The organism is Kribbella jejuensis (assembly GCF_006715085.1).
In the GTDB taxonomy this organism is placed as follows: domain Bacteria; phylum Actinomycetota; class Actinomycetes; order Propionibacteriales; family Kribbellaceae; genus Kribbella; species Kribbella jejuensis.
The window spans coordinates 160,367-183,714 of record NZ_VFMM01000002.1 but is presented as its reverse complement, the minus strand read 5'-3'; the positions used below and the strand labels follow the sequence as shown (position 1 = coordinate 183,714).

22 protein-coding genes and 1 tRNA gene are annotated in these 23,348 nt (G+C 68.9%); 13 read left to right on the top strand and 10 right to left on the bottom strand.

What is annotated here, in order from left to right; genetic code table 11:
* Positions 1-175: 175 nt before the first annotated feature.
* Positions 176-248, bottom strand: a tRNA-Thr gene (locus FB475_RS20755).
* A gap of 27 nt (positions 249-275) precedes the next feature.
* On the opposite strand from FB475_RS20755, the gene FB475_RS20750 reads away from it, so the two are divergent.
* Complete coding sequence (locus FB475_RS20750; protein WP_337678219.1) at positions 276-1,484, top strand: MFS transporter; 1,209 nt, start codon at positions 276-278, stop codon at positions 1,482-1,484.
* Here the strand turns inward: FB475_RS20750 and FB475_RS20745 are convergent.
* A complete protein-coding gene (locus FB475_RS20745; RefSeq protein ID WP_141858238.1) occupies positions 1,414-2,739 on the bottom strand; it encodes an MFS transporter in 1,326 nt (441 codons plus the stop codon). The two genes, FB475_RS20750 and FB475_RS20745, sit on opposite strands and share 71 nt — an antisense overlap.
* 51 nt (positions 2,740-2,790) lie before the next feature.
* On the opposite strand from FB475_RS20745, the gene FB475_RS20740 reads away from it, so the two are divergent.
* The 4 genes from FB475_RS20740 to FB475_RS20725 all read left to right on the top strand — a co-directional run bounded on the left by FB475_RS20740 (position 2,791) and on the right by FB475_RS20725 (position 5,805).
* A complete protein-coding gene (locus FB475_RS20740; protein ID WP_141858237.1) occupies positions 2,791-4,182 on the top strand; it encodes a pyridoxal phosphate-dependent decarboxylase family protein in 1,392 nt (463 codons plus the stop codon).
* A gap of 60 nt (positions 4,183-4,242) precedes the next feature.
* The gene (locus FB475_RS20735; RefSeq protein ID WP_141858236.1) at positions 4,243-4,659 is read left to right on the top strand and encodes a hypothetical protein; all 417 of its coding nucleotides are present in this window, start codon (positions 4,243-4,245) and stop codon (positions 4,657-4,659) included.
* A 104-nt stretch (positions 4,660-4,763) separates the two neighbouring features.
* Positions 4,764-5,060, top strand: coding sequence for a DUF4287 domain-containing protein (locus FB475_RS20730; RefSeq protein ID WP_141858235.1), 297 nt, complete (start codon positions 4,764-4,766; stop codon positions 5,058-5,060).
* Positions 5,061-5,064: 4 nt separating this feature from the next.
* Positions 5,065-5,805, top strand: a complete 741-nt coding sequence (locus FB475_RS20725; protein WP_238332310.1) for a TrmH family RNA methyltransferase — start codon at positions 5,065-5,067, stop codon at positions 5,803-5,805.
* Here the strand turns inward: FB475_RS20725 and FB475_RS20720 are convergent.
* Entirely contained in the window at positions 5,795-6,382 is a 588-nt protein-coding gene (locus FB475_RS20720) for a SecDF P1 head subdomain-containing protein (protein WP_141858233.1), read from the bottom strand. The genes FB475_RS20725 and FB475_RS20720 overlap by 11 nt on opposite strands.
* Positions 6,383-6,400: 18 nt before the next feature.
* On the bottom strand, positions 6,401-7,294 hold the full coding sequence (locus FB475_RS20715) for a GIY-YIG nuclease family protein (RefSeq protein WP_141858232.1): 894 nt from the start codon (positions 7,292-7,294) through the stop codon (positions 6,401-6,403).
* A gap of 169 nt (positions 7,295-7,463) precedes the next feature.
* Here FB475_RS20715 and FB475_RS20710 point away from each other — a divergent pair, with 169 nt between their 5' ends.
* Both FB475_RS20710 and FB475_RS20705 read left to right on the top strand, forming a co-directional pair.
* The gene (locus tag FB475_RS20710) at positions 7,464-10,481 is read left to right on the top strand and encodes a PQQ-dependent sugar dehydrogenase (protein ID WP_141858231.1); all 3,018 of its coding nucleotides are present in this window, start codon (positions 7,464-7,466) and stop codon (positions 10,479-10,481) included.
* A 42-nt stretch (positions 10,482-10,523) separates the two neighbouring features.
* Positions 10,524-11,651: a serine hydrolase domain-containing protein gene (locus tag FB475_RS20705; RefSeq protein ID WP_141858230.1), complete on the top strand. Its 1,128-nt coding sequence runs from the start codon at positions 10,524-10,526 to the stop codon at positions 11,649-11,651.
* Here FB475_RS20705 and FB475_RS20700 read toward each other — a convergent pair.
* Positions 11,629-12,453 carry an MBL fold metallo-hydrolase gene (locus FB475_RS20700; protein ID WP_141858229.1) on the bottom strand — a complete coding sequence of 275 codons (825 nt, stop codon included), beginning with the start codon at positions 12,451-12,453 and terminating at the stop codon, positions 11,629-11,631. The two genes, FB475_RS20705 and FB475_RS20700, sit on opposite strands and share 23 nt — an antisense overlap.
* Before the next feature lie 190 nt (positions 12,454-12,643).
* Here FB475_RS20700 and FB475_RS20695 point away from each other — a divergent pair, with 190 nt between their 5' ends.
* On the top strand, positions 12,644-13,963 hold the full coding sequence (locus FB475_RS20695) for an FAD-binding oxidoreductase (RefSeq protein ID WP_141858228.1): 1,320 nt from the start codon (positions 12,644-12,646) through the stop codon (positions 13,961-13,963).
* Positions 13,960-14,766, top strand: a complete 807-nt coding sequence (locus FB475_RS20690) for an SDR family NAD(P)-dependent oxidoreductase (RefSeq protein ID WP_141858227.1) — start codon at positions 13,960-13,962, stop codon at positions 14,764-14,766. Before FB475_RS20695 ends, FB475_RS20690 begins: the two co-directional genes overlap by 4 nt.
* On the opposite strand, the gene FB475_RS20685 is transcribed toward FB475_RS20690, so the two are convergent.
* Together FB475_RS20685 and FB475_RS20680 are read right to left on the bottom strand one after the other, a co-directional pair.
* Positions 14,759-15,598 (bottom strand): EamA family transporter, encoded by an 840-nt coding sequence (locus FB475_RS20685; protein ID WP_141858226.1) that lies wholly within the window; start codon positions 15,596-15,598, stop codon positions 14,759-14,761. The two genes, FB475_RS20690 and FB475_RS20685, sit on opposite strands and share 8 nt — an antisense overlap.
* An 84-nt stretch (positions 15,599-15,682) precedes the next feature.
* Positions 15,683-17,062 carry an MFS transporter gene (locus FB475_RS20680; RefSeq protein WP_141858225.1) on the bottom strand — a complete coding sequence of 460 codons (1,380 nt, stop codon included), beginning with the start codon at positions 17,060-17,062 and terminating at the stop codon, positions 15,683-15,685.
* A 127-nt stretch (positions 17,063-17,189) separates the two neighbouring features.
* Between FB475_RS20680 and FB475_RS20675 the strand changes: the two genes are divergently transcribed.
* Entirely contained in the window at positions 17,190-17,777 is a 588-nt protein-coding gene (locus tag FB475_RS20675) for a TetR/AcrR family transcriptional regulator (RefSeq protein WP_141858224.1), read from the top strand.
* On the opposite strand, the gene FB475_RS20670 is transcribed toward FB475_RS20675, so the two are convergent.
* On the bottom strand, positions 17,778-18,140 hold the full coding sequence (locus tag FB475_RS20670; protein WP_141858223.1) for a cupin domain-containing protein: 363 nt from the start codon (positions 18,138-18,140) through the stop codon (positions 17,778-17,780). It lies immediately after the preceding gene.
* 90 nt (positions 18,141-18,230) lie between these two features.
* Between FB475_RS20670 and FB475_RS20665 the strand changes: the two genes are divergently transcribed.
* The 3 genes from FB475_RS20665 to FB475_RS20655 all read left to right on the top strand — a co-directional run bounded on the left by FB475_RS20665 (position 18,231) and on the right by FB475_RS20655 (position 20,898).
* The gene (locus tag FB475_RS20665; protein ID WP_141858222.1) at positions 18,231-18,764 is read left to right on the top strand and encodes a gamma carbonic anhydrase family protein; all 534 of its coding nucleotides are present in this window, start codon (positions 18,231-18,233) and stop codon (positions 18,762-18,764) included.
* Between the two features lie 185 nt (positions 18,765-18,949).
* Positions 18,950-19,819, top strand: coding sequence for an alpha/beta fold hydrolase (locus FB475_RS20660; RefSeq protein ID WP_141858221.1), 870 nt, complete (start codon positions 18,950-18,952; stop codon positions 19,817-19,819).
* Between the two features lie 38 nt (positions 19,820-19,857).
* Entirely contained in the window at positions 19,858-20,898 is a 1,041-nt protein-coding gene (locus FB475_RS20655) for a GlxA family transcriptional regulator (RefSeq protein ID WP_202878455.1), read from the top strand.
* A 51-nt stretch (positions 20,899-20,949) separates the two neighbouring features.
* On the opposite strand, the gene FB475_RS20650 is transcribed toward FB475_RS20655, so the two are convergent.
* Together FB475_RS20650 and FB475_RS20645 are read right to left on the bottom strand one after the other, a co-directional pair.
* Positions 20,950-21,615 (bottom strand): response regulator, encoded by a 666-nt coding sequence (locus FB475_RS20650; RefSeq protein WP_141858220.1) that lies wholly within the window; start codon positions 21,613-21,615, stop codon positions 20,950-20,952.
* On the bottom strand, positions 21,612-23,231 hold the full coding sequence (locus FB475_RS20645) for a sensor histidine kinase (RefSeq protein WP_141858219.1): 1,620 nt from the start codon (positions 23,229-23,231) through the stop codon (positions 21,612-21,614). The genes FB475_RS20650 and FB475_RS20645 overlap by 4 nt, the downstream gene beginning before the upstream one ends.
* Positions 23,232-23,348 lie beyond the last annotated feature (117 nt).

The window sequence follows — 23,348 nt, the reverse complement described above, 5'->3', positions numbered from 1 at the left end:
GCTCGACGAGCATTCGAGGAGACGCTAGGCCCGGCCGTCCACCACCCAACAGAAAACGCTCACTTCAACTGAGCGAACACAACCGAACACAACCAGCGGCGTGTGAACCCACGGGTCGCGAGACACCTGGAGAACGCCCCGGAACATCATCACGGGGCATCTCCCCAGGCCAGAGAGCCGGTGAGGGGACTTGAACCCCTAACCCCCGCTTTACAAGAGCGGTGCGCTGCCAATTGCGCCACACCGGCGGGTGTGCGGGTACATAGTAGTGGATTGTGTGGGGACTGTTGCGGGGGTCTGCCTCGTTTCGGGGGCTTTGGGGGGCTCGGGGGGTCTCGGTTCTCGGGGACTCGGTGGGGTTGGTGGCTCTGCTGCTGTATGTGCAGGGGGCGACCGGCGCGGCGCTGGCGGTCGGGATGTTGTTGTTGGCGGGGGACTTCGTGCCGGGGGTGTTCGGTGCGTTCGCGGGCGTGGTCGGGGATCGGTTCGATCTTCGGCGGGTGATGGTGGTTTGTGAGCTTGTGCAGGGTGTGTTGACGGTCGGGATGGCGGTGGTGTTGCCGCCGCTCGGCGTCTTGTTGGTGATGGTGGCGGTTCGGGGTGTCGCGGCGGAGGTGTTTCAGGCGGCTTCGCGGAGTGCGATGCCGGCCCTGGTGCGCGACGATCAGCTCGAGACGGCGAACTCCGCGCTCGGGGTGGGTACCAACGGGCTGGAGGCTATCGGCCCGATCGTCGCGGCGGGGTTGTTCCTGGTGAGCGACGTACGCGGGATCCTGCTGATCGATGCGGTCACGTTCTTCGTGTCCGCGGTGTTGCTCGGGCGGTTGCCGAACATTCCGCCGTCCGAGCGCTCGAGCCACAGTGTGGTGAAGGACGCGCGGGAGGGGCTCGGATACATCCTTCGGACGCCGGCGATCCGCGTGATCGGGGTCGGTTTCTTCGCGGTGGTTGCGTTCAACGGGGTGGACGACGTCGCGATGGTGTTCCTCGCGAAGGACGAGCTGCACGGGACCGATTCCGCGTCAGCGACGTTGTACGCCGGTGTCGGCATCGGGCTGATCGCCGGGTTCGCGATCCTGGCGCGGTACGCGAGCCGGCTGCGGATGCCGGTACTGATGCTCCTCGGGTTCGCCGTCAGCAGCCTCGGGAACCTGGTCACCGGGCTGGCGTGGGCGATCTGGGCCGCGCTCGCACTGCAGGTGATCCGCGGGCTCGGGATCGCGGGGATCGACGTCGGCGTCAACACGCACCTGCAGCGCGTCGTACCGGCGCACCTTCGCAGTCGCGTGTTCGGGAACCTGTACGGCGCTGTCGGTGTCGCCGCGGGGCTTTCGTACGTGCTGGGCGGGGTGCTGCTGCAGCACACCGACGCGCGGACGACGTTCGTGACCGCCGGCGCGGGCGGGCTGGTTGCTACGGCTGTGACTGCGCTCGGAGTTCGGCGATCGGGCGGCGAAGGGCGCGGGCTCCGGGTACGGCGATGAGCGCGATCGCGGCCATCACCAGGAAGGCCGCGTACGGGTGGTCGACGAGCAGGCCTACGACGACGGCTACCAGCAGGCCGCCGAGGTTGCCGGACATCCAGATCAGACCGGCGGCGGTGCCTTCGGCTTCTCCGGTACGGCGCTCTACCAGTTCCAGGACGATCGGGAGGGCTGGGAGGAGGAGCAGGCCGATCACCGTGATCGAGAGGAAGCCTGTGAAGGTGCCGGGGGCAACGGCCAGCAGGGCGCAGGCTGCGGCGGTGATCATCAGGCTGACCACCAGGAGAAGGGACTCGGCGCGGCGTCGTACGACGAGGATCGGGATCGTCGCGCTGCCGATGACGCCGGCGACCACCTGGAGGAGAAGGATCGTGCTGGCGGTGCCACCGGAGACGCCTGCTGGTTCGAGCAGGGCCTGCGCGAAGGTGCTCATGGCAACGAAGACGCCGAACGGGAAGATCGCGAGCACGCACAGGCGCCGGATCAGCGGGTCACCCCAGGCGGCCGCCAAGGCCCCGCGGTCCGGGCGGCCCGGTTGTGCGGCAGCTGATGCGCTGCCGGGCGGGTGGTGCGGCTCCGGGCCGCCCGCGGCCGCGTCGGGCGGGACGGCGGAGGCAGGGGCGGCGGAGGCAAGGGTGGAGGTGGCGGAGGCGGGCGCGGCGGAGGCGGAGGTGGCGGAGGTGGGGGCGAAGGATGGGTGCAGGGTGTAGAGGGCGGTCGTCAGCACCGCGGCTGCCGCTACACAGAAGACCGCGGTGATGATGAGCATCGTCGGGAGGGACGCCGACGTGGTGAAGATTGCCGAGAGCAAGAAGGCGATCACCATCCCCGCGAAAATGCTGGCGGTGCCGATTGCGATTCCGGTCGGCCGGTCCTTCTCCTGGAGGTAGCGGCCGGTGATGCCGGTGACCGCGTTCAGGACGAGCGGTTGGGCGATCGACGCCAGGATCTGTCCGGCGAGCAGCCAGCCGAAGTCGTTGCCGATCAGCCGGACCGCGGCGCCGAGGGCGGTCAGTACGGCGCCCGCTACCAGCGCGGGGCGGAACCAACGGTCCAGCGCGAGGCCGCACGGGATCGCGAGTACGACGTACAGCAATGGGAAGACCTGCGCCAGCCAACCGACTGCGCTCTCGGAAACGCCGTACCGCGTTGCGGTGACGGTGGTGACGCCGGCGAAGTTCAGCCAGACGAGCTGGGTGGCCGCGCCGACGAGGGAGTAGCCGACGATCGCCGACCACCGACTCCGGATCTGCATGCGCGCACTGTACGCGCCCCGGCGGCGGAAGAGGAGGCGTACAAAAGAAGCATGGTGGATTGGGAGGGGCCGCTCACCGAGGCGTACGAGCGGGCGACAACGTACCTGGCAGGGCTTCCGGAACGGCGTGTCGGTCCGCGTGCCGACGCCGCTGAACTGCGGGCGTCGCTTGGCGGGGCACTACCGGACGGGCCGACCGAGCCGCGGGAGGTGGTTGCACGGCTGGCGGCGGGGGTCGAGGACGGCCTGTTGCCCAGTGGGAGTGGGCGGTTCTTCGGGTTCGTGTTCGGTGGTGCCACTCCGGCGTCGCTCGCGGCTGATTGGTTGACGACTGCCTGGGATCAGAACGCGGGGTTGTACGCCGCGTCGCCGGCGGCCGCGGTCGTCGAGGAGATCACGGCGAGGTGGTTGAACGAGCTGTTCGGGTTGCCGTTGGGTACGTCGGTGGGGTTTGTGACCGGGGCGCAGATGGCGAACTTCACCGGGTTGGCGGCGGCGCGGCACGAGGTACTGCGGCGCGCCGGGTGGGATGTAGAGCGGCAAGGGCTGATCGGTGCGCCACGGGTCCGGGTGCTGGCCGGCGCCGAGCGGCACGACACGGTCGACCGGGCGCTCAGGTTCCTGGGCTTCGGGACCGATTGCATCGAGCCGATCGCGGTCGACGGGCAGGGGCGGATGCGGCCCGACGCGCTCGCAGCCGTGCTGCGCGACGACAACGCCATGCTTCCGACGATCGTTTGCGCGCAGGTAGGGAACGTGAACACGGGCGCGTTCGATTCGGTTCGCGAGGTGTGTGGGCCGGCTCATGAGCGCGGGGCTTGGGTGCATGTGGACGGGACCTTCGGGTTGTGGGCGGCGGTGAGTGAGCGACTCGAGGGCTTGGTGGACGGGATCGAGTTGGCGGACTCTTGGGCGACTGATGCGCACAAGTGGCTGAATGTGCCGTACGACTCCGGGCTGGTGTTCTGCGCTCACCCAGAGGCCCACCGGGCGGCGATGTCGGTGCGGGCGGCGTACCTGATCCAGGACGAGGACGGTGAACGCGATCCACTCGACTACAACCCCGAGTTCTCGCGCCGCGCGCGTGGTATCCCCGTGTACGCCGCCATCCGCGCACTCGGCCGCAGTGGGATCGCGGAGATCGTCGACCGGTGTCACGCGATGGCGATCCGGTTCGCCGCCGCGCTGCGCGACGGTGGCGCCGACGTGCTGAACGACGTCGTACTCAACCAGGTCCTCGTCCGGTTCGGAGACGACGACGCGATCACCCGGCAGGTGGTCAAGGACGTGCAGGACGAAGGGACCTGCTGGATGTCCGGTACGACGTGGCAGGGCCGCGCCGCGATGCGGATCTCGGTGACGAACTGGACCACCGGCCCCGACGACATCGACCGCTCCGCCGCGACAGTGCTGAAAATTCGTGACCAACTAATCCGTGACTAGGTGCGTCTCTTGATGCGGCGGGCTCACAAGGAGCCGCCGTACGGGAGGGGAAACACCAACATGCACAAGTCTTTCGGTCGCCGGATTGTTGCCGTAGGCGCCGGTCTCGGCCTCGCCGCGGGTGCGTACATCGGCATCGGCGCGCTGCAGGCGGACGCCGCCACCCAGCACACCAGCACCGCCGCGGCGGCCGTCGTGGTGAAGAAGTCGGTCACGGTGGACGCCAGCGACTGGATCGTCCCGCGGTGGTCGAAGGTCCGGTACTTCGGCAAGACCACCGGGATCGCCAAGGGCACCAAGGTCCAGGTGCAGCGCCTCGAGGGCAAGAAGTGGGTCACCTTCCCGGCGAGCACCACGGTGACCTCCAAGGGCACGTACTCGGTGTACGTCTCCAGCGGGAGGGTCGGAAAGTTCCAGTTCCGGGTCGTCGTCGCGGGCGTCGCGAGCAAGCCCAGCTACCTGACGATCACCAAGTAAGCCCGTCCGGCCCCGGAATCAAACGCCCGTTTGATTCCGGGGCCGTGTCGATTTCCCGGGGTCTCGGTCGACGCAGGGGTACGACGACCACCCAGGAGGAAACGATGTCGTTCCAGGCGTACTTGGACAAGATCGAGGAAAAGACCGGCAAGACCCCGCGCACGCTCGTCGACGAGGCGCACCAGCGCGGGTACGGCGCTGCCGAGGTGAAGGCCGGCACCATCCTCGAGTGGCTCAAGACCGACTACGAACTCGGCCGCGGCCACGGGATGGCCCTGGTGCACGTGATCAAGAACGGCCCAGGCATCAGCGACAAGCACGTCGGTACGCAGGGCACGCACTCCGACCCGGGCAACATGCTGTGGCTGGATGGGAAGGCGACGAACCCGGCGCTACGGTAGGCGGGTGGGAGACAGGACATCGCCGCGCGACAAGTGGATCACCGTTTACGGCCGCAAGCCGGTGCTGGAGGCGTTGCACGACCCGAAACTGTCGGTCGCGAAGGTGGTGCTCGCGGACAACGCGACCGGCCACTCGATGCAGGAGATCCTCCGGGCCGCGGAGAAGTTCGGTACGCCGGTGGAGCGGGCGACGGCCAGCCGGGTGAAGTGGCTGGCCGGAAACGGCAAGCACGACCAGGGCGTGGTCGCGGACGTGAACGCGCCGCGGATGACGCCGCTGGAGGAGTTCGTCCGGAACCGCGGGAAACGGCCGACCAACGTCTTCTTGCTCGACGGGGTGACGAACCCGGGCAACGTCGGGATGATCCTGCGGACCGCGACCGGCGCCGGCTTCGACGGCGTGATCCTGCCCCGGGCCGGTACGCCGCACGTCGGCCCGCTGGTGATCAAGGCGTCGGCCGGGGTCGCATTCCAGGCTCCGATCGTCAACACGTCGACCGCGAAGGCAGCGGTCGACCTGCTACGGACCGCCGGGTACCACGTGTACGGTCTCTCCGCCCGTTCCCAGGACTCGCTGTTCAAGACCGAGCTGGCTCCGCGCGCGGTCTACGTCCTCGGCGGGGAAACGAACGGGATCACGGTTCCCACCGATTCCGACCTGCAGATTCCGCTGCACGCCGGTGTCGAGTCGCTGAACGTCGCGGTCGCGGCCGCGATCGTCGCGTTCGAGGTCACTAACCGGTGATCTGCTTGGCGAGCGCCTCGACGGCGGCTTGGTCGAAGTTGCCGGTGATCTGAACCTGACCGCCGGTGATCTCGGACTGCACGGACGGTGCCGAGACGACGCGACCGTGGACGACGATCGCGAGCAGGTTCGCGGGCGGCACCTGTTTCGCGAGCGCACCGGTGAGGTGCGCGAACAGTTGCTCGCCTTCGGGGTCGAGGGTGATGTTCACGTACCAGTAGTTGTTCGTGGAGTCGTGTCCCGACTTCACCTCGGTCACGTGGCTGCCGTCGAGCTCGACCTTGCCGAGGGTGTAGAGCATGCCCTTGTCGTCGCACGCCGTACCGTCCGGAGCCGGGGTCGCGCAGGTGCCGGGCTTGGACGTGAGGACGCGACGGAACTCGACCGCCTTCGGCTCGGACGGCTTGGCACGGACGGCCGGGGTGCCGGTGGCGGACGGCTTGTCGTCGGTGCGGAGGACGACCACGGTGACGGCAGTGCCGATCACGAGGGCGAGCAGCAGGACGAGACCCCCGATGACGAGCAGCGGCGCCAGTACGGAACGCTTCGGCGACGGCTGGTACGGGGGCTGCGACATGCCGACCATCCTAAGTAATCAGGAAGTCACCAACCGCGCTGCAAGCTCCGCATTGCGCCGTGCGAACTCCCGCCACAACTCCGGCGTCGCCTCCACCCGCGCCCGCGCCGCATTCTCACTCACCGCCCGCTGCGTCCACCGGCACATCCGTCCGCCCCGCAGCTCGAACCGAACCAGCACCCCGTCCGCCCACCCGTGAACATCAGCGTCCTGAGGCTCGAGCCACGCGACCTTCTGCTCCGCAACGATCCAGTCGAGCGCCTCGATCTCGCCTTGCACCTTCGCCGCGAACTCGTACCGCAGTTCCCCCGCCGCCCGATCCCGCCGCCGTTCCAACTCTGCACGCAACGCACCGACAGCCGCCGGATCCCTTTCCAGTACGGCGATCGCGGTCCGCGCCAGCGCTTCCCGATCCCCCGGCCCGATCCCGAACAGCCGGCCGAACTCCTCGGCCGACGCGTCGCCCTCGACGGTGTACTGCAACGGCAGTACGCGATGCAGTCCGGAGATCGCCTGCCGGATCCGGACCCCACCGAGGTACGGCCCGAAGTGTCGCGCCGTACCGCTGACCGTGTGCTCGAAGCGCAGGCCGGGCCGCGCACCGGAGCCGAGCCGGATGTAGCCGACCACTTCGGCGCCACCCTCGCTCCGGTTCCACCGCGGCTTCGAGTGCTCCAGCAGATTCCGTTCGAGCCAGGCCGCCTCGTGCTCCGAGTCGCACCACACGCCTTCCACCCGGGCGATCCGCCGTACCATCCGCGCGAGGTGCGGGCGGTCGCCGAGGTTCACCCAGTACGAGCGCACGCGGCGGCGCAGGTTCCGGGCCCGGCCGATGTACAGCACCTTGCCGGCGTCGTCGCGAAAGCGGTAGACGCCGGGGCCGTCCGGGAGCTCGCGAACGCTGCGGATCATCAGCCCAGTGTGCCCGGTCCGATCGTTCGGGTGACCGACCGGCGGCAGGTTTGAAACGAATGCCAGGCAGGCCTTGCGCGACGCCGTGACGTGCCGTCATTCTGACGGGCGATCCGAGTGCTCGCAGGGGGTTGTGAGGCCGAGTACCGGGGTTGGCCTGGGGGGCTTTGTGAGGAAATCTGCCCAGTGGCTGCGCCGTGCGCTGCCCGCTTTGTGCGTCGTACTGCTGCTGCCGCTCGCCGTGATCGCACCGGCACGCGCCGCGGTCACGCCGTCCGGTTTCAGTGAGCAGGTCGTGTTCAGCGGACTGAACAGTCCGACGAACGTCGCCTTCTCGCCGGACGGTCGCGTGTTCGTGGCCGAGAAGAGCGGACTGATCAAGGTCTTCGACTCGCTCGACGACCCGACGCCGAGTGTGTACGCCGACCTGCGCACCGAGGTTTACAACTACTGGGATCGCGGGCTGCTCGGGATCGCGCTGCACCCCAACTTCCCGGCCGATCCGCGCATCTACGTGCTGTACACGCACGACGGGCTGATCGGCGGGACGACGCCGAAGTGGGGTACGCCGGACACCGACGCGGACCCGTGCCCGTCGCCGCCCGGCCCGACCGCCGATGGCTGTCAGGCGAGCGCGCGGCTCTCGGTACTGAACGCGAACGGCGCCGAGCAGGTGCTCGTCGAGGACTGGTGCCAGGTGTTCCCGAGCCACTCGATCGGCTCGATCGAGTTCGGCCCGGACGGGATGCTGTACGCCGGTGGCGGTGACGGCGGGAGCTTCAACTACGTGGACTACGGGCAAGACGGCTACCCCGCGTCCGACGCGACGCCCGACAACCCTTGTGGGGACGGTCCCGCACCGGTCGGCGCGACGCTGACGCCGCCGACGGCCGAGGGGGGTGCGCTGCGCGCTCAGGACCTGCGGACGCCGAACGACCCGACGACGCTCGACGGCTCGATCATCCGCATCGATCCCGACACCGGACAGGCCGCGCCGGGCAACCCGCTGACCAGCAGCGCGGACCTGAACGCGCGCCGGATCGTGGCGGAAGGCCTGCGGAACCCGATGCGCTTCACCTTCCGGCCCGGCACGAACGAGCTGTGGATCGGCGACGTCGGGTACTCGACCTGGGAGGAGATCGACCGCATCCCCGACCCGAAGGCCGCGGTCACCAACTTCGGCTGGCCGTGCTACGAGGGACCGGCCCAGCAACCCGGCTACGCGTCGGCGAAGCTGAACATCTGCCAGAACCTGTACGCCGCCGGATCGTCCGCGGTCGCGACCCCGTACTACGCGTACAAGCACACCGACCAGGTCGGCGGAACGTGCTCGACCGGGAGTTCGTCGATCTCCGGAATGTCCTTCTACAAAGGCGGGAACTACCCGGCGCAGTACGACGGCGCGCTGTTCTTCACCGACTACAGCCGCAAGTGCACGTGGGCGATGATGCCGGGCAGCAACGGGCTACCCGATCCGTCGGACATCCAGCTGTTCGCGTCCGGGTACGGCGCGACGCGGCTGCAGACGGGTCCGGGCGGCGACCTGTTCGCGGTGGACTACGACAACGGCCGGATCCTGCGGTACGTGTACAACGGGACGAACAACCCGCCGACCGCGATCATCCACGCCGATCCGGCGAGCGGTCCGACACCGTTGACCGTGACCTTCGACGGGACCGCGTCGAACGACGCCGACGGCGATCCGATCACGTACTCGTGGGATCTGAACGGCGACGGCGTGTACGGCGACTCGACGGCCGCGACCGTGCAGCACACGTACACGACCTCCGGTAGCGTCACCGTGCGATTGCGGGTGTCCGACGGGAAGACGTCGACCACGACCTCGACCCAGATCAACGTGGCGAACACGGCGCCGACGGCAACGATCACGTCACCCGGTCCGGCGACGACCTGGAAGGTTGGCGACACCATCAACTTCTCCGGGACCGCGACGGATCCCGAGCAGGGTACGTTGCCCGCGTCGGCGCTGACCTGGACGTTGATCATGCACCACTGCCCGAGCGACTGCCATACGCACACGATCACCTCGATGACCGGCGCGAGCGGTTCGTTCGTGGCACCTGATCACGAGTATCCGTCGTACCTCGAGCTGAAGCTGACGGCGACCGACTCCGGCGGGCTGACCGACAGCAAGAGCGTGCTGCTGAACCCGCAGACGGTCAAGCTGACTGCCGGCTCCTGGCCGGCCGGGATGCCGGTGGCGCTCGGGAACACGAGCGGGAAGAGTCCGTTGACCGGGACAACGATCGTCGGATCGAGCGTGTCCGTGGCGGCCGATCCACTGGAGCCGGTGGCGAACCAGGTCTACCGGTTCGGGGCCTGGACGGACGGCGGGGCGCGTGACCACAACCTGGTGGCTCCCACCCAGCCGGCGTCGTACACGGCGATGTACGCCGCCAAGCGGAACCTGGCGCGCGGGCGAACCGCTCTTGCCTCGAGCACCTATGTCGCGGGACGCGAGGCCGCGAAGGCGGTCGACGGCTCGATGAGTACGGCGTGGTCGAGCGCGCGGACCGATTCGCAGTGGTACCAGGTGGATCTCGGTTCGGTGCAGCTGGTCAACCGGGTGCTGATGAACTGGCTGTCGACGGCGTACGCGAAGTCGTACCAGCTGCAGGTGTCCGGCAGCGGGCGGACGTGGAAGACGGTCGCGTCCACGGTCAGCGGGGACGGCGGGACGGACGACGTGACGTTCTCGCCGATCTACGCACGGTACGTCCGGATGGTCGCGACGAAGCGGGCCGTTGCCGGGAGCTACTACTCGTTCTGGGAGTTCGGGGTGTTCGGGGACACCGGGTCGAGTGTGGGCATCGGCGGCAAGTGCATCGACGTCTACCAGGCGCTGAGCACGGACGGTACGCCGACGACGCTCTACACGTGTAAGGGCTCCGAGAACCAGCAGTGGACGCCGTCGACCGACGACGGGACCGTGCGGTCGATGGGCAAGTGCCTGTCGGCGCGCGATACGGCACTCAAGACGCCCGCGGTGCTGTGGACCTGTGACGGGTCGCCCGGGCAACGCTGGATCCCGCAGACCAGCGGCGCGCTGGCGAACGCCGCTTCCGGGCTGTGCCTGGATGCGGCCGGGGCCTCGTCCGCGAACGGCACGAAGCTGATCATCTACACGTGTAACGGCGGCCTGAACCAGCGGTGGGCGCTGCCGTAATTCGATCGTCCTGGACGGCGCCACACACCTATCGTGTGGCGCATGAGTCAGGGATGGGTGGAGAACGGGTTTGGTGCGGTGGCGGACACGTTCCGGGAGAACTTCTCGTTGTTCCCGGAGCTCGGGGCCGCCGTGACCGTGTACTCGGGTGGCCGCAAGGTCGTGGAGCTCTGGGACGGCGAGGCGGCGCCGGGGCGGGCGTGGTCCGCGGAAACCTTGGTGCCGGTGTTCTCGTGCGCGAAGGGTCTTGTCAGCGTCGTCGTCCATTTGCTGGCTCAGCAAGGACGCCTCGACCTGGACACGCCGATCGGTGACTACTGGCCGGAGTTCGTTGCTGAGGGCAAAGAAGCGATCACCTCGCGGCTGGTTCTCGGGCATCGGGCCGGTATCCCGGTGCTGGACCGGTCGCCGACGTTCGAGGAGATCGCGGTCTGGGATCCGGTGATCGCCGCGATCGAGGCGCAGAAGCCGTTGTGGGAGCCCGGGACGACGTACGAGTACCACGGGCACGTGTTCGGGTTCGTGCTCGGTGAGGTGGTCCGCCGGCTCACCGGACAGTTGCCGGGGGCATACTTCCGGACCGTGATCGGTGACCCGCTCGGGTTGCGCGCGTGGATCGGGATGCCCGCGTCGGAGCTGCCGACGCTGGCGCGGCTCGCCGAGGCGGAGGGCCGGCCCGCGATGGACCCGGAACACCTGCTGATGCGGATCGTCACCATGAACGGGGCACTGGAGTTCCCCGGTCTCGACGTACCACACGGCTGGAACGATCCGGCGCTGCTGCAGATGGAACTGCCCGGAGCGGGCGCCGTCGCTTCGGCGACCGGTCTCGCCGGGGTGTACGCGGCCGCGATCACTGGTCTCGACGGCCGGCCCGCGTTGCTTTCTCACGAGACTGTTGACGATGCGGCGCGCGAGCTGTCCTCCGGCGCAGGCTTCCTGGGCTTCGACGCGGGCGCGCGTTGGGGTTCCGGTTTCCTGCTCGACTCACCGTTCCGCCCGACGCTCGGCCCCCGCAGCCTCGCCAACGACGGCGCCGGCGGCCAGTTCGCCTTCGCCGACGCCGACCACGGCATCGCCTTCGCCTACACAACCAACAAGATGATCGGCCACGGCGACCCCCGCGCCACCCGCCTGGTCGACGCGGTCAGGTCAGTGGCTTCCAGCTGAACCCGTTGCCCGCACGCTGAACATGCCCCAGACCGGGAAACGGCAAGTGGTAAGCGTGCACGAGGAGACGCTCATCGGCGGCGCGTTCCAGGAGGACGCGCCGCGAGGCGATAGAGGCGGGAACGTCCAGGTCCCACGGCGTCGCCAAGGTCGGATCGGTGAGCTGGAGCGGGTCGTAGAACGTGTCTCCCACGCACAGCAGCCGTTCACCCTGCGACTGCAGCAGAATCGCGGAGTGACCGGGCGTGTGACCGGCCGCGGCCACTGCGCGGACACCGGGCAGGATCTCGGCGTCGTACTCGAACGGCCGCAGCTTCGCGCCGTACAGGCGGATGGTCTCCCGCGCCGCCTCCAGGTGCGGCTGCGCTGACGGCAGGTCGACGGACCCCGACCAGAACGCGACCTCCGATGCGTGCGCGTATGCCGTCGCCGCCGGAAACGTGACCTGGCCCGACCAGATCGCCCCGCGCGAGTGATCTTGGTGCAGGTGCGTGAACACGACGGCGGCCAACTCGCTGCGGGACAGGCCCGAAGCCTTCATCCCGTCACCCAGTCGACCGACCAGCGGTTCGATGTACTCGCCGTACCCGAGGAAACTCGCGCCGAGCCCGGTGTCGACCACGGCCATTCCGTCCGGCGTACTCACGAACAGGCAGTTGTACCCGCACGTCAGCGTCGAGCGCTCCGCGTCCGGCGGTGCGTCAGGGAAGAAGTCGGAAAGCGCCGGCTCCCACGGCGGCCCGGGCTGACCGTCGCTGACCACCACACACTCGAGCACCCCCACCGCGAACCGGAAGAACATCGATTCAGTATCCACGCTCTCCCGCGCTTCACAGGAGGGTTCACCTGGATCGCCCACAAGTGCGACGCTCGGCCGTCGGGCGACCAGACGGAATAGCGGGTTGGTTTGTGATGTGGGGTTGTTCACGTCACATCGGGTGGGCGGGGGACGTCAGGTGTTTGTTCGATGAGGGCAAACGCGAAGGAACGTCATGAGCGCAGTGGTCGAAGGATTTGCAGGGGAGATCGTCGAGCCCCAGGACACAGGGTACGAGGCGGCGAGCCGGACCGTGCTGGTGCAGGGCAGTCCGGCACACGTGTTCCGGCCGGCGAACGTCAGCGACGTACAGAAGGCTGTCCGGTACGCCGTGGACAACCGGCTGGCGCTGGCCGTTCGTGGCGGCGGGCACTCGTTCCCGGGGTTCGGGACGAACGACGGCGGCGTGGTGATCGACCTGTCCGGACTGGCCGCGATGGACATCGTCGACAAGGACAAGCACATCGTGCGGATCGGCGGCGGCGCCACCTGGGGGCAGGTCGCGGCCGCATTGGCGCCGCACAACCTGGCGATCTCGTCGGGTGACACGAAGAGCGTCGGCGTCGGCGGCCTGACGCTCAGCGGTGGGCTCGGGTGGAAGGTCCGCAAGTACGGGCTCGCGCTCGACAGCCTGGTCGCGGTGGACCTCGTGACTGCGGCCGGTGACCTTGTCCGCGCATCGGCGGAGGAGAACCCGGACCTGTTCTGGGCGGTCCGCGGTGGCGGCGGGAACTTCGGCGTCGTGACCGGGTTCGAGTTCGCGGCGCACCCGACCACCGATATCCACTTCGGCAAGGTCGTGTTCCCGGCGAGCGAGATCGCGGACGTGCTGCCGCGCTGGGCGGAGTACCTGCGGACCGCGCCGGTCGAGCTGACCTCGATCGCCTCGTTCGCGAATCCGTTCCTCGGCGGGCCGGAGGCGCCGCTGGAGATCCAGGTCGCGTACGACGGTGACGACCCGGAACTGGCCGCGCAGGCGATCGACCCGATCCGCGCGCTCGGTACCGTGCTCGCCGACGACGTCACGCTGACGCCGTACGCCGAGGTGCTCGTCGACGGCGCCGTACCACCGCCGGGGATCCGGCTGGTGACGCGAAGTGCCTTTGTCGACAAGGATTCCGTGCCGGACGTACTGCGGATCCTCGCCGCGGCCGGCACCTCGCAGGGCGCGCCGATCATCGCGATCCGCAGCGTCGGCGGAGCGGTTTCGGAGATTCCCGAAGACGCGACCGCGTATGCGTACCGGCAGGCCGAGCTGATGTTCATCACCACCACGGTCGGACCGCCGCCGGTGATCGAGGCGACCCGGCCGGCGCGCGAGCAGCTGTGGGAAGCGCTGGCTCCGCACGTCAACGGCGCCTACGCGAACTTCCTGTCCGACGACGACGTCACGGGAATCTACCCGGCCGCGACGTACGAGCGGCTCGCGGAGATCAAGCGTGAGTACGATCCGGAAAACGTGTTCGCGGCCAACCACAACGTGCGGCCGGCATGAGCTCGGGCAAGGTCTGGTTCGTCACCGGATCGTCCCGCGGCCTCGGCCGCGCCTTCGTCGAGGCTGCCCTGTCCCGTGGGGACAGGGTGGCCGCGACGACCCGCAAGAGTCTGACGGAGCTCTCCGAGAAGTACGGCGACGCGGTCCTCCCGCTGGTTCTCGATGTGACCGACAGGAAGGCGGTCTTCGACGCCGTCGAGCAGGCGCAGGCGTACTTCGGCCGGCTCGACGTGATCGTGAACAACGCCGGGTACGGCCTGTCCGGCGCCGTCGAGGAACTCGGCGAGCACCAACTTCGCAACCAGCTCGACACGAACCTGTTCGGACCGGTCTGGGTCGTCCAGGCCGCCCTGCCGTTCCTTCGGGAGCAGGGCAGCGGTCACATCATGCAGGTCTCCTCGGTGGCCGGCCTGGTCGGACTCGGGCTCGGCGGCGCGTACTGCGCCTCCAAGTGGGCGCTCGAGGGTCTGAGTGAGGTGCTGGCGCAGGAGGTCGCGGGCTTCGGCGTGCAGGTCACGATCATCGAGCCCGGTGGGTATGCGACGGACGGATTCAACGGCGGCGATTCCGCCGTTCCGAAACCGCAGTACGACGAGCAGCGCGCGGCTCTGCTGTCGTACGTAGCGTCGGTCGAGCTTGACGATCCCGCCGCGGCCGGGCAGGCCATCCTGGAGCTCGCCGACTCCCCCAATCCACCACTCCGCGTCTTCTTCGGCCAAGGCCGCGAACTCGTCGAGCAGGTGTACGCCGACCGCCTGAAGACGTGGTCCGACTGGCAGGACCTGTCGGCGAAGGCTAGGTAGCTTCGCGCTGTAACCCGACCGCGACGACGATGATCGCGATCGCCGCGAGTTCGACAGCCCGCGGGATCTGCCGCAGTACGACGGCACCGATCACCGTCGCCGTGGCGGGCAGCAAAGCCAGCATCACCGCGAACGTCGACCGCTTCAGGCGCGCCATCGCCAACTGATCCGCGACGTACGGAATCACCGACGAACACACCCCGACAGCCACCGCCGCGCCGAGCAGCCGGGCATCTGTGAACGCCGGGACCGCCGCGCCCAGGCCCACAGGCAGCGCGAGCACCGTGGCTGTCCCCATCGCCAACGCCAGACCGTCGATCCGGCGGAGTCCTGCGGCCCGCGACACCCGATGGCCGAGGACGACGTACGCCGCGAACAGGATCGCGTTGAGTGCGGTGAACACCAACCCGACCCAGTCGTGCGACAGGCGGATGTCGGTCAGCAGATAGACGCCGATCACGGCGAGGACGACGGCGAGCAGGTTGCGCACGCTGCGTACGGCGAGCGCCGCCAGCACGATCACCGGAGCGAACTCGGCCGCCGCGACGGTGCCGAGCGGAACCCGGTCGATCGCCAGGTAGAAGCAGCAGTTCATCACCGCGAGCACCGCACCCCACCTGACCACCAGCCACCGCGTCCTCGCGTCCAGGATCTGCCACGCCCGCCACGGGCGCCGCCAGACCGCGAAGATCAGACCTGCCGCGGCGATCCGCAACCACGCCACACCGAGCGGTTCGATGCGCGTGAACAGCAGCACCGCGAGCGCCGGCCCCAGGTAGTGGAACACCGCGCTGACGACGAAGTACGTCTGCGGCGGAACGGTCCTTCGCACCCAACCTACGCTAAGGAACCGACTGCGGCGCGACCATGCCGTTCCGGAAAGCTTCGAGCGCTTTCGCTTCCCGTTCGGGAAATCTCAGTGGACATGGACCTCTCCTCTCGCGGGTTTGAACGACGGTACGACGAGGAGTGCGAGCACGGCGGCCACCGCACCCGTGACGGCGGCGAAGGTGAAGCCGCGGGTGAAACCGGTTGTCACGGTCCCGGCCAGGCTGGCCGCCGCGACACTCGACACCACCGCGACCCCGAGGGATGCACCGAACTCGTGGAACGTGCTGAGGATCCCGGACGCCAACCCCGCCTCGCGGTGGTTGATCTGCGCGAACGTCGTGGTCGACGACGCCACGAACGCCGCACCGAGCCCGATCGTGCCGACAGTCATCCCGGTCACGACTACCGCAGCGCCCTCCCACACCGCGGGAGCGGCGACCCCGACCGCAGTGATCACGAACCCGGCGATCGCCACCGGCCGCGCACCGATCCTGCCGACCAAGCTCCCGGCCAGGTGCGCGCCGACGATCGCGGCAACCGCCACCGGCAGGAACAGCAGCCCGGTCCGCAAAGCGCCGTACTGCTTGAAATGCTGCAGGTAGAACGATCCGAGGAAGAACATCGAGATCATCAGCGCGGTCGCGACCAGCAGCATGAAGGTGCCTGCGGCAACGGGTCGGCGGGTGAGGATCCGCAGGTTCATCAGCGGCGACCGTACGGCGCTCTGCACCCAAGCGAACACGCCGTACAGCACGAGCGCACCGGCAAGCGTGCCGAGGGTCACGGCGGACAGCCAGCCGCGGTCGCCGGCGTTGATCAGCGCGTAGATCGCCGTACCGGTGCCGGCGGTGACGAGCAGCGCGCCCGGTACGTCGAGGCGGCCCTGCTGGTCGGCCGGTCGATCCGCGGGGAGCATCCGGAGCAGGAGTACGAACACGACCAGCCCGATCGGCAGGTTGATGTAGAACACCCACTGCCACCCGGGTCCCGCGGTGAGCAGGCCGCCGAGCAGTACGCCGATCGCCGACCCGCCGCCGCCCATCGCGGACCAGATGCCGAGCGCCTTGTTCCGCTCCTCGCCCTCGAACGTCTTCGTCACAACGGAAAGCGCCGCCGGCGACAGCATCGCGGCGCCGATACCTTGTGCGACCCGGCCGGCCAGCAGTACTTCGGGACCGTTCGCGAGACCGGTGACCAGCGAGGCCAGTGTGAAGACGCCGAGGCCGGTGAGGACGACGCGTCGCGAACCGAACAGGTCGGCCGCGCGACCGCCGAGCAGCATCAGTCCCCCGAACATCAGCGTGTACGCGCTGACTACCCAGGTCAGGGTCTCGCGCCGCAGCCCGAGGTCGGTCTCGATGTTCGGCAGCGCGATCGCCACCACGGTGACGTCGAGGATCAGCATGAACTGCGCGACCGCGAGCAGCCCCAGCAGCCACCACCGCCGGGGATCCGGTTGATTCATCGGCTCGTCCTTAAGTTGAACAGGTGTGTACGGGTTGTTTCGTCAGGCTAACTCGTACACTGGTGTTCGACAAGAGGAATTCGTACAGCCGTGTTCGAGATCCTCCGGGCGATCAGAGAGGCGCAGGATGGCAACGACGACGAGGCGCGCCGACGCGCAGCGCAACATCGCCGCGATCCTGACCGCGGCGGCCGAGTGCCTGAGCCGGAACCCGGCCGCGAGTACGTCGGAGATCGCGAAGGCGGCCGGGGTCGGGCGGGTCACGCTGTACGGGCACTTCCCGTCCCGCGCGGAACTCGTCGACGCGGTGTTCGTGCAGGCGATCGCGACCGGCGAGGAGACCCTCGGTCAGGTCGATCTGACCGGCGAACCGCGCGCGGCGCTGGCCAGGTTGATCGAGTCGAGCTGGCAACTGGTGGATCAGTTCCGGTCGCTGTTGATCGCGGCCGAGGAGGCGCTGCCGCCCGGGCGGGTGCGCGAACTGCACGCCGACCCGATGGCGCGGGTGGAGCGGCTGCTCGAACGCGGGCGCTCCGAAGGGGCGTTCCGGACCGACCTGCCGACGTCGTGGCTGGTCAGCATCATGCACAACGTGATGCACGGCGCCGCGAGCGACATCCTCGCCGGACGCATCAGCTCCGCCGACGCAGCGCCGTACATCACCGCGACCCTGCTGGCGGCGTACACACCGCCAGGGGAAAGGGTCCCGGACTGACTACTCCAGCCAGATGGTTTCGAACGTCGGGTTCGCGTGGATGTGGACGGCCTCGTAGCCGCCCGGCCCGGTCCGGAACTTGTGCGGGGTGTCGGCCGGTACCACCAGGATCTGACCCGCCGTACCGACGATCTCCTCGCCGTCCACGGTGAACGTCGCCGAACCCCGCCGGATGATGAACGTCTCGGCGTACGGATGCTTGTGCAACCGCGGGCCGGCGCCCTCCTGCGTGGTCGACTCCAGAATCAGCGAGACGCCCGCACCACCAGGCAGCTCGGTGTAGTTCTCGGTCCACTCCTCGCCGTCGTTCCGGCCGTCGGCCCGGTTGATCACCGCGGCCCCCGACTTCGCAATCTCCGTCATGCCACCCTCCTCGCTCGACCCCGCCCACGGTAACCGCGCACCCGGTCCTTTCCCACCGGTTTCACGGCGGTGCAGGTTAGTCTCAGCCGCATGCCGCTGTACTCGTTCGAAGGTAAGCGCCCGACCGTCCACCCCGACGCGTGGATCGCCCCGACCGCGACACTGGTCGGGGACGTGGTCGTCGAGGCGGGGGCGTCGATCTGGTACGGCGCTGTGATCCGCGCCGATCTGGGCACGATCACGATCCGCGCGGGCGCGAACATCCAGGACAACACCGTCATCCACGTCGGCCACAACGGTTGCGAAATCGGCCCGAACGCGACGGTCGGCCACCAATGCCTGATCCACGACTGCACGATAGGCGAACAAGCCCTGGTCGGAAACGGCGCGATCGTGCTGGACGGTGCGGTCGTCGGCACCCGCTCGCTGGTCGCAGCCGGCTCGACCGTCACACCGGGCGCGGTGATCCCACCGGAGTCGGTCGCCATGGGCAGCCCTGCCAAGAAGATCGTCCCGCTCGAAGGCACCGCGAAGCTCTTCGTGGACCACAACGCCGCCGTCTACCACGCCCTCGCCGAACGCCACGCGGCCACGGTCGAACTCGTCGACGGGGACGCTGGCTGACGCCACGTGCGTGCCGCATCGCTCTGCGGTGCTGCCCGGCATGATGCTCCCGGTCAGGGACTGACCGGATCGGCCAGACGACTGACCCGGCCTGCCCGGCAGCGCGGCAGCGCCGCCTTTCCGGCGTTCAATTCCAGCGTGCCGCAATCCGCGGCTGAGGTGGGGACCGCTGGAAAGGATCGGGAATGACCGAGTTTGTGACCCTCGAGCACGGACAGCTCGCCTGTGACGTGGCCGGTGACGGTCCGCTGGTGGTGCTGTCACACGGCATGGGGACATGGCGCCAGGAGTTCCGGCACCTGGTCGGTCCGCTGGTCGCGGCCGGGTACCGGGTGGCGAACGTCGACATGCGCGGCCACGGCGAATCCAGCATCGGCTGGCCGTCGGTGACCGGCAAGGCTGCCATCAGCCGCACCGATGTGGCGCGCGACCTGCTCGAGGTCATCCGTCATTTCGGCGGACCGGCCGTGATCGTCGGGCATTCGCTGTCCGGCGGTTCGGCGACCATCGCGGCCGCCGAAGCCCCGGAGCTGGTGTCGGCGATCGTGGAGATCGACCCGTTCACGCTGACCCAGAGCCTCGACTTCGGTGCACTGCTGTCGATCTCCCGGTACCGCCGCGGGCTGCTGCAGCTGATTGGTACGCAACTGCTGAAATCGCCCCGGCTGTGGTTCCGCTACCTGAACGGCGTCGCGTACCCGACCCGGCCCGCGGACCACGACAGCTATCTCGCCGAATTGCGCGACCTGCTGCGACAGCCCGGACGGTGGGCCGAGTTCATGAAGACCGGCAAGACGACCCCCGCCGACGCGCAGGCCCGGACGGCTGAGGTCCGCTGTCCGGCGCTGGTGATCATGGGCTCGGAAGACCCGGACTTCGCCCATCCCGACGAAGAAGGACGCCGGATCGTGGCCGCGCTGCCGCCCGGGCTCGGCCGGCTCGCCATGGTGGCCAAGGGCGGCCACTATCCGCATGCCCAGTTGCCGGCCGAGGTCGCCGCGCTCGTCGTACCGTTCCTCGATGCCCACAGCGCGAAGGAAGCGACCGGAAATTGACCGTGCCGATGGACGGCATCGACTGCGATGATGGCGAGGTGTCGGCGCCTCGCACCATCGTCTTCGTCGTCTTCCAAGGCATGCGGATCTCCGAACTGGCCGGTCCGCTCGATGTGTTCGGGCTGCTGAACGACCTCGCCTCGCGGCCGGCCCAGCAACTGCCCGAGGAGCTCCGATGGGACGCTCCCGCGGCGGAGGGTGACCCGGACACACCGCCGTACCGCTTGCTGATCGCCTCGCCTCGGGGCTGTCCGATCACGGTCGACGGTGGCCTGACGCTGGCGGTCGGCCATTCGCTGCAGGACATTGCCGCGGGCGACGACTTCGACACCATGGTCGTCGTCGGTGGCGATGTCTTCGGTCCTGGCGCCGCCGACGTCGTACCGGAGTTGCCGGCGCTGGCCCGCAAGGCGCGCCGGGTGACGTCGGTCTGCGCCGGCGCGCTGCTGCTGGCGTCGGCCGGGCTGTTGGACGGCTACCGGGCGACCACCCACTGGGCCTCCACCGGCATCCTCGCCGAGCGCTTTCCGTGCGTCACGGTCGAGCCGGACCGGATCTACGTCCGCGATCGCAACCGCTGGACGTCGGCCGGGATGTCGGCCGGCGTCGATCTGGCGCTGGCGCTGGTCGAGGACGATCACGGCCGCGAAGTGACGGCGATGATCGCGCGGGCGTACGTGGTCTTCAGCCGGCGGCCCGGCGGCCAGGCGCAGTTCAGTGCCCAACTGCGCGCCCGAACGGCCAAGACGCCCACCATCCGCGACGTTCAGCAGTGGCTGCCCGACCATCTCGGCGAGGACCTCGCGGTCGCCACGCTCGCGCGCCGTACCGCGATGAGCGAACGCGCTTTCGCGCGCGCCTTCCGCGCCGAGACCGGCGTCACGCCGGCCGCGTTCATCGAGGATCTCCGCGTCGAGGCGGCGCGCCGGCTACTGGAATCCACCCAGCTCACCGTCGGAGCAATCGCCCGCCAGATCGGCTACCGCCACGGCGAAACCCTGCACCGCGTCTTCGCCCGCCGCCTGGGCACCACCCCAGAACGCTACCGCCAACACTTCACAATCCTCGACACCGGCTGAACCCCACCGGCCCCCTGTAACCAGCCCCGCCTGCGGAGCAGGCGGGGGTTTCTACGGTCGCCAGGTGTAGCGGCGTTCGGGGCGGCCGGTGGTGCCGTAGCGGAGGGTTACTTCGGCTTGGCCTTGGGTGGTGAGGAATTCGAGGTAGCGGCGGGCGCTCACCCGGGAGATGCCCACGAGTTCTGCGCATTCGGCGGCCGACAGGTTGTCGGGAGTGTTGCGCAGGGCCGTGGTGACCAGGTCGGTGGTCTCTTGCGACAGGCCTTTCGGCAAGCGGTTGACTGCGGGGCGAGCGGGCGCGAGGACGCGGTCGACGTCGGCCTGGCTGGTGACCTGGTCGGGGACGCTGGCTCGGCGGCGGGCGTACTCCTGCAGCCGCACCCGCAGATCCTCGAAACCAAACGGTTTCAGCAGATAGTTCACGACACCCTGCCGCACCGCACCCCGCACGGCATCCGCCTCCCGAGCGGCCGTGATGACGAGGATGTCGACCGATGGTCGTACGGCGCGCAGCCGGGCGATCAGGTCCAACCCGAAGACGTCCGGCAGATAGAGGTCGAGCAGCACGAGATCAGGTCCCAGCGACTCCAGAGCGGCGACGGCCTGGTCGCCGGAGTTCGCCGTACCGACGACCTCGAAGCCATCCACGCGGTCGACGAAACCGCGGTGGATGCGCGCCACCATGAAGTCGTCGTCGACGACCAGGACCTTGATCATCGGGCTCCTTCCGGTGTGCGTTGGGTGGACATCCGGGCGATGAACGCGGCGCCGCCTTCGTCCAGGTTCGTCACGGCGACCTCACCGCCGCGGCGGCGGCAGATCATCCGGGTCATCGCGAGCCCGATCCCGCGCTCGCCCTCAGCCGCCGCCTTGGTAGTGAACCCGTGCGCGAACACCTCCTGCGCCAACTCCGGCGCCACGCCTGGTCCGGAGTCCCGAACCACGATCTCCACCGACGCCGCGTCCTGCCTGAGTTCGACCTCGACCCAGGCGGGCGACAGCGGCGTACCGGACTGCGCGGCGGCGTCGACCGCGTTGTCGACCAGGTTGCCGAGTACGGTCGCGATGTCCGCGGACAGCGACGGGTCGAGCCGGAGCAGGGTGGTCCGCTCGGACACCCGGAGCTCGACGCGGCGTTCGGCAGCGAGCGAGGACTTCGCCATCAGCAGGGCGGCGACCGTGGTGTCGTGGACCCGCCGGGTCACGGTCAGGTCGAGCGATTCACGATAGCGGTTCAGCGCGCCGACGTACGTGACCACCTCGTCGTACTCCCCGATCTGGATCAGCCCGGAAATCGTGTGCAGCTGGTTCGCGAACTCGTGCGTCTGCGCCCGCAGCAGCTCCGCCGACGACCGGAACGACCCAAGCTCCCGCTCCAGCTGCGCCAGCTCCGTCCGATCCCGCAGCGTGGTCACCGATCCGAGCGACCGCCCGTCCTTCAGCACGCTCATCCGGTTCATTACCAGTACCCGGCCCCGGCGTACGACGACCGCGTCGCGGGCCTCGTCGTCGCCGGACAGCACCTCGCGCAGCCGGCCCTCGATCCCGAGCTCGTTCAGGGATTTCCCGACCGCGTCTTCCGGGAGATCGAGCAGCCGCCGGCCGACGTCGTTCACCAGCGTCACCCGCGAATGGGGGTCGAGGGCAACGACTCCTTCGGCCAGCCCGTACAGCATGGCCTCGCGATGTTCGGCCAGGCCGGCGATCTCGCGCGGTTCGAGCCCGAGCGTCTGCCGTTTGATCCGGCGGGCGAGCAGCCAGGAACCCAGCAGTCCCAGTACGCAGGCGATGCCGAGATAGATCGCCAGGTACGACGAGGCGCCGCGGAGCCGCTGCAGTACGGACGGCGAATGCTCGCCCACCATCACGGTCCCGATCTGATCGCCGAGCGTTTCCTGCTGGTCGCTCAGCACCGGGACCTGCGCGACCAGCTCGCCATTCAGCTGGCCGGACCATCCGCGACGCTTGTCACCGGACGGATCACCGTAGGTGAGATCGGTGCCGATCAGTGTCGGGTTCGTTGCCGCGACCACCTTTCCGCCGGAGTCCGCGACGGTGATCGAGCTGACGCCGGACTGCGCGAGGCTCGTCTGCAGCGTCGGCGCCAGGGTTTCCTCCGGCGCCGGGTTCCGGAGGTTGAAGCGCAATGCAGGGCTCGACGACAGCTGCTCGGCCAGCAGCGTCACGCGCCGGCCCTCGACCCGGTTGAACGTGGCGGCCGATTGGGCGAGCGAGACCGCGGCGACGGCGACCAGTACGACGATCACGATCGCCAACTGCAGCACCAACATCTGGCCGGCCAACGTCGGCCGGGTCCGCAGTCGTACGCTCATGATCACCTCCTCGCCCTTTCCGCATCGCATGATCACCTCCTCGGGCGGCCGAGTGCCACACTTCAGCCAGGTTCCGCCCGTGACCACAATGAACTCAACCACCGCTGCGGCCACAAC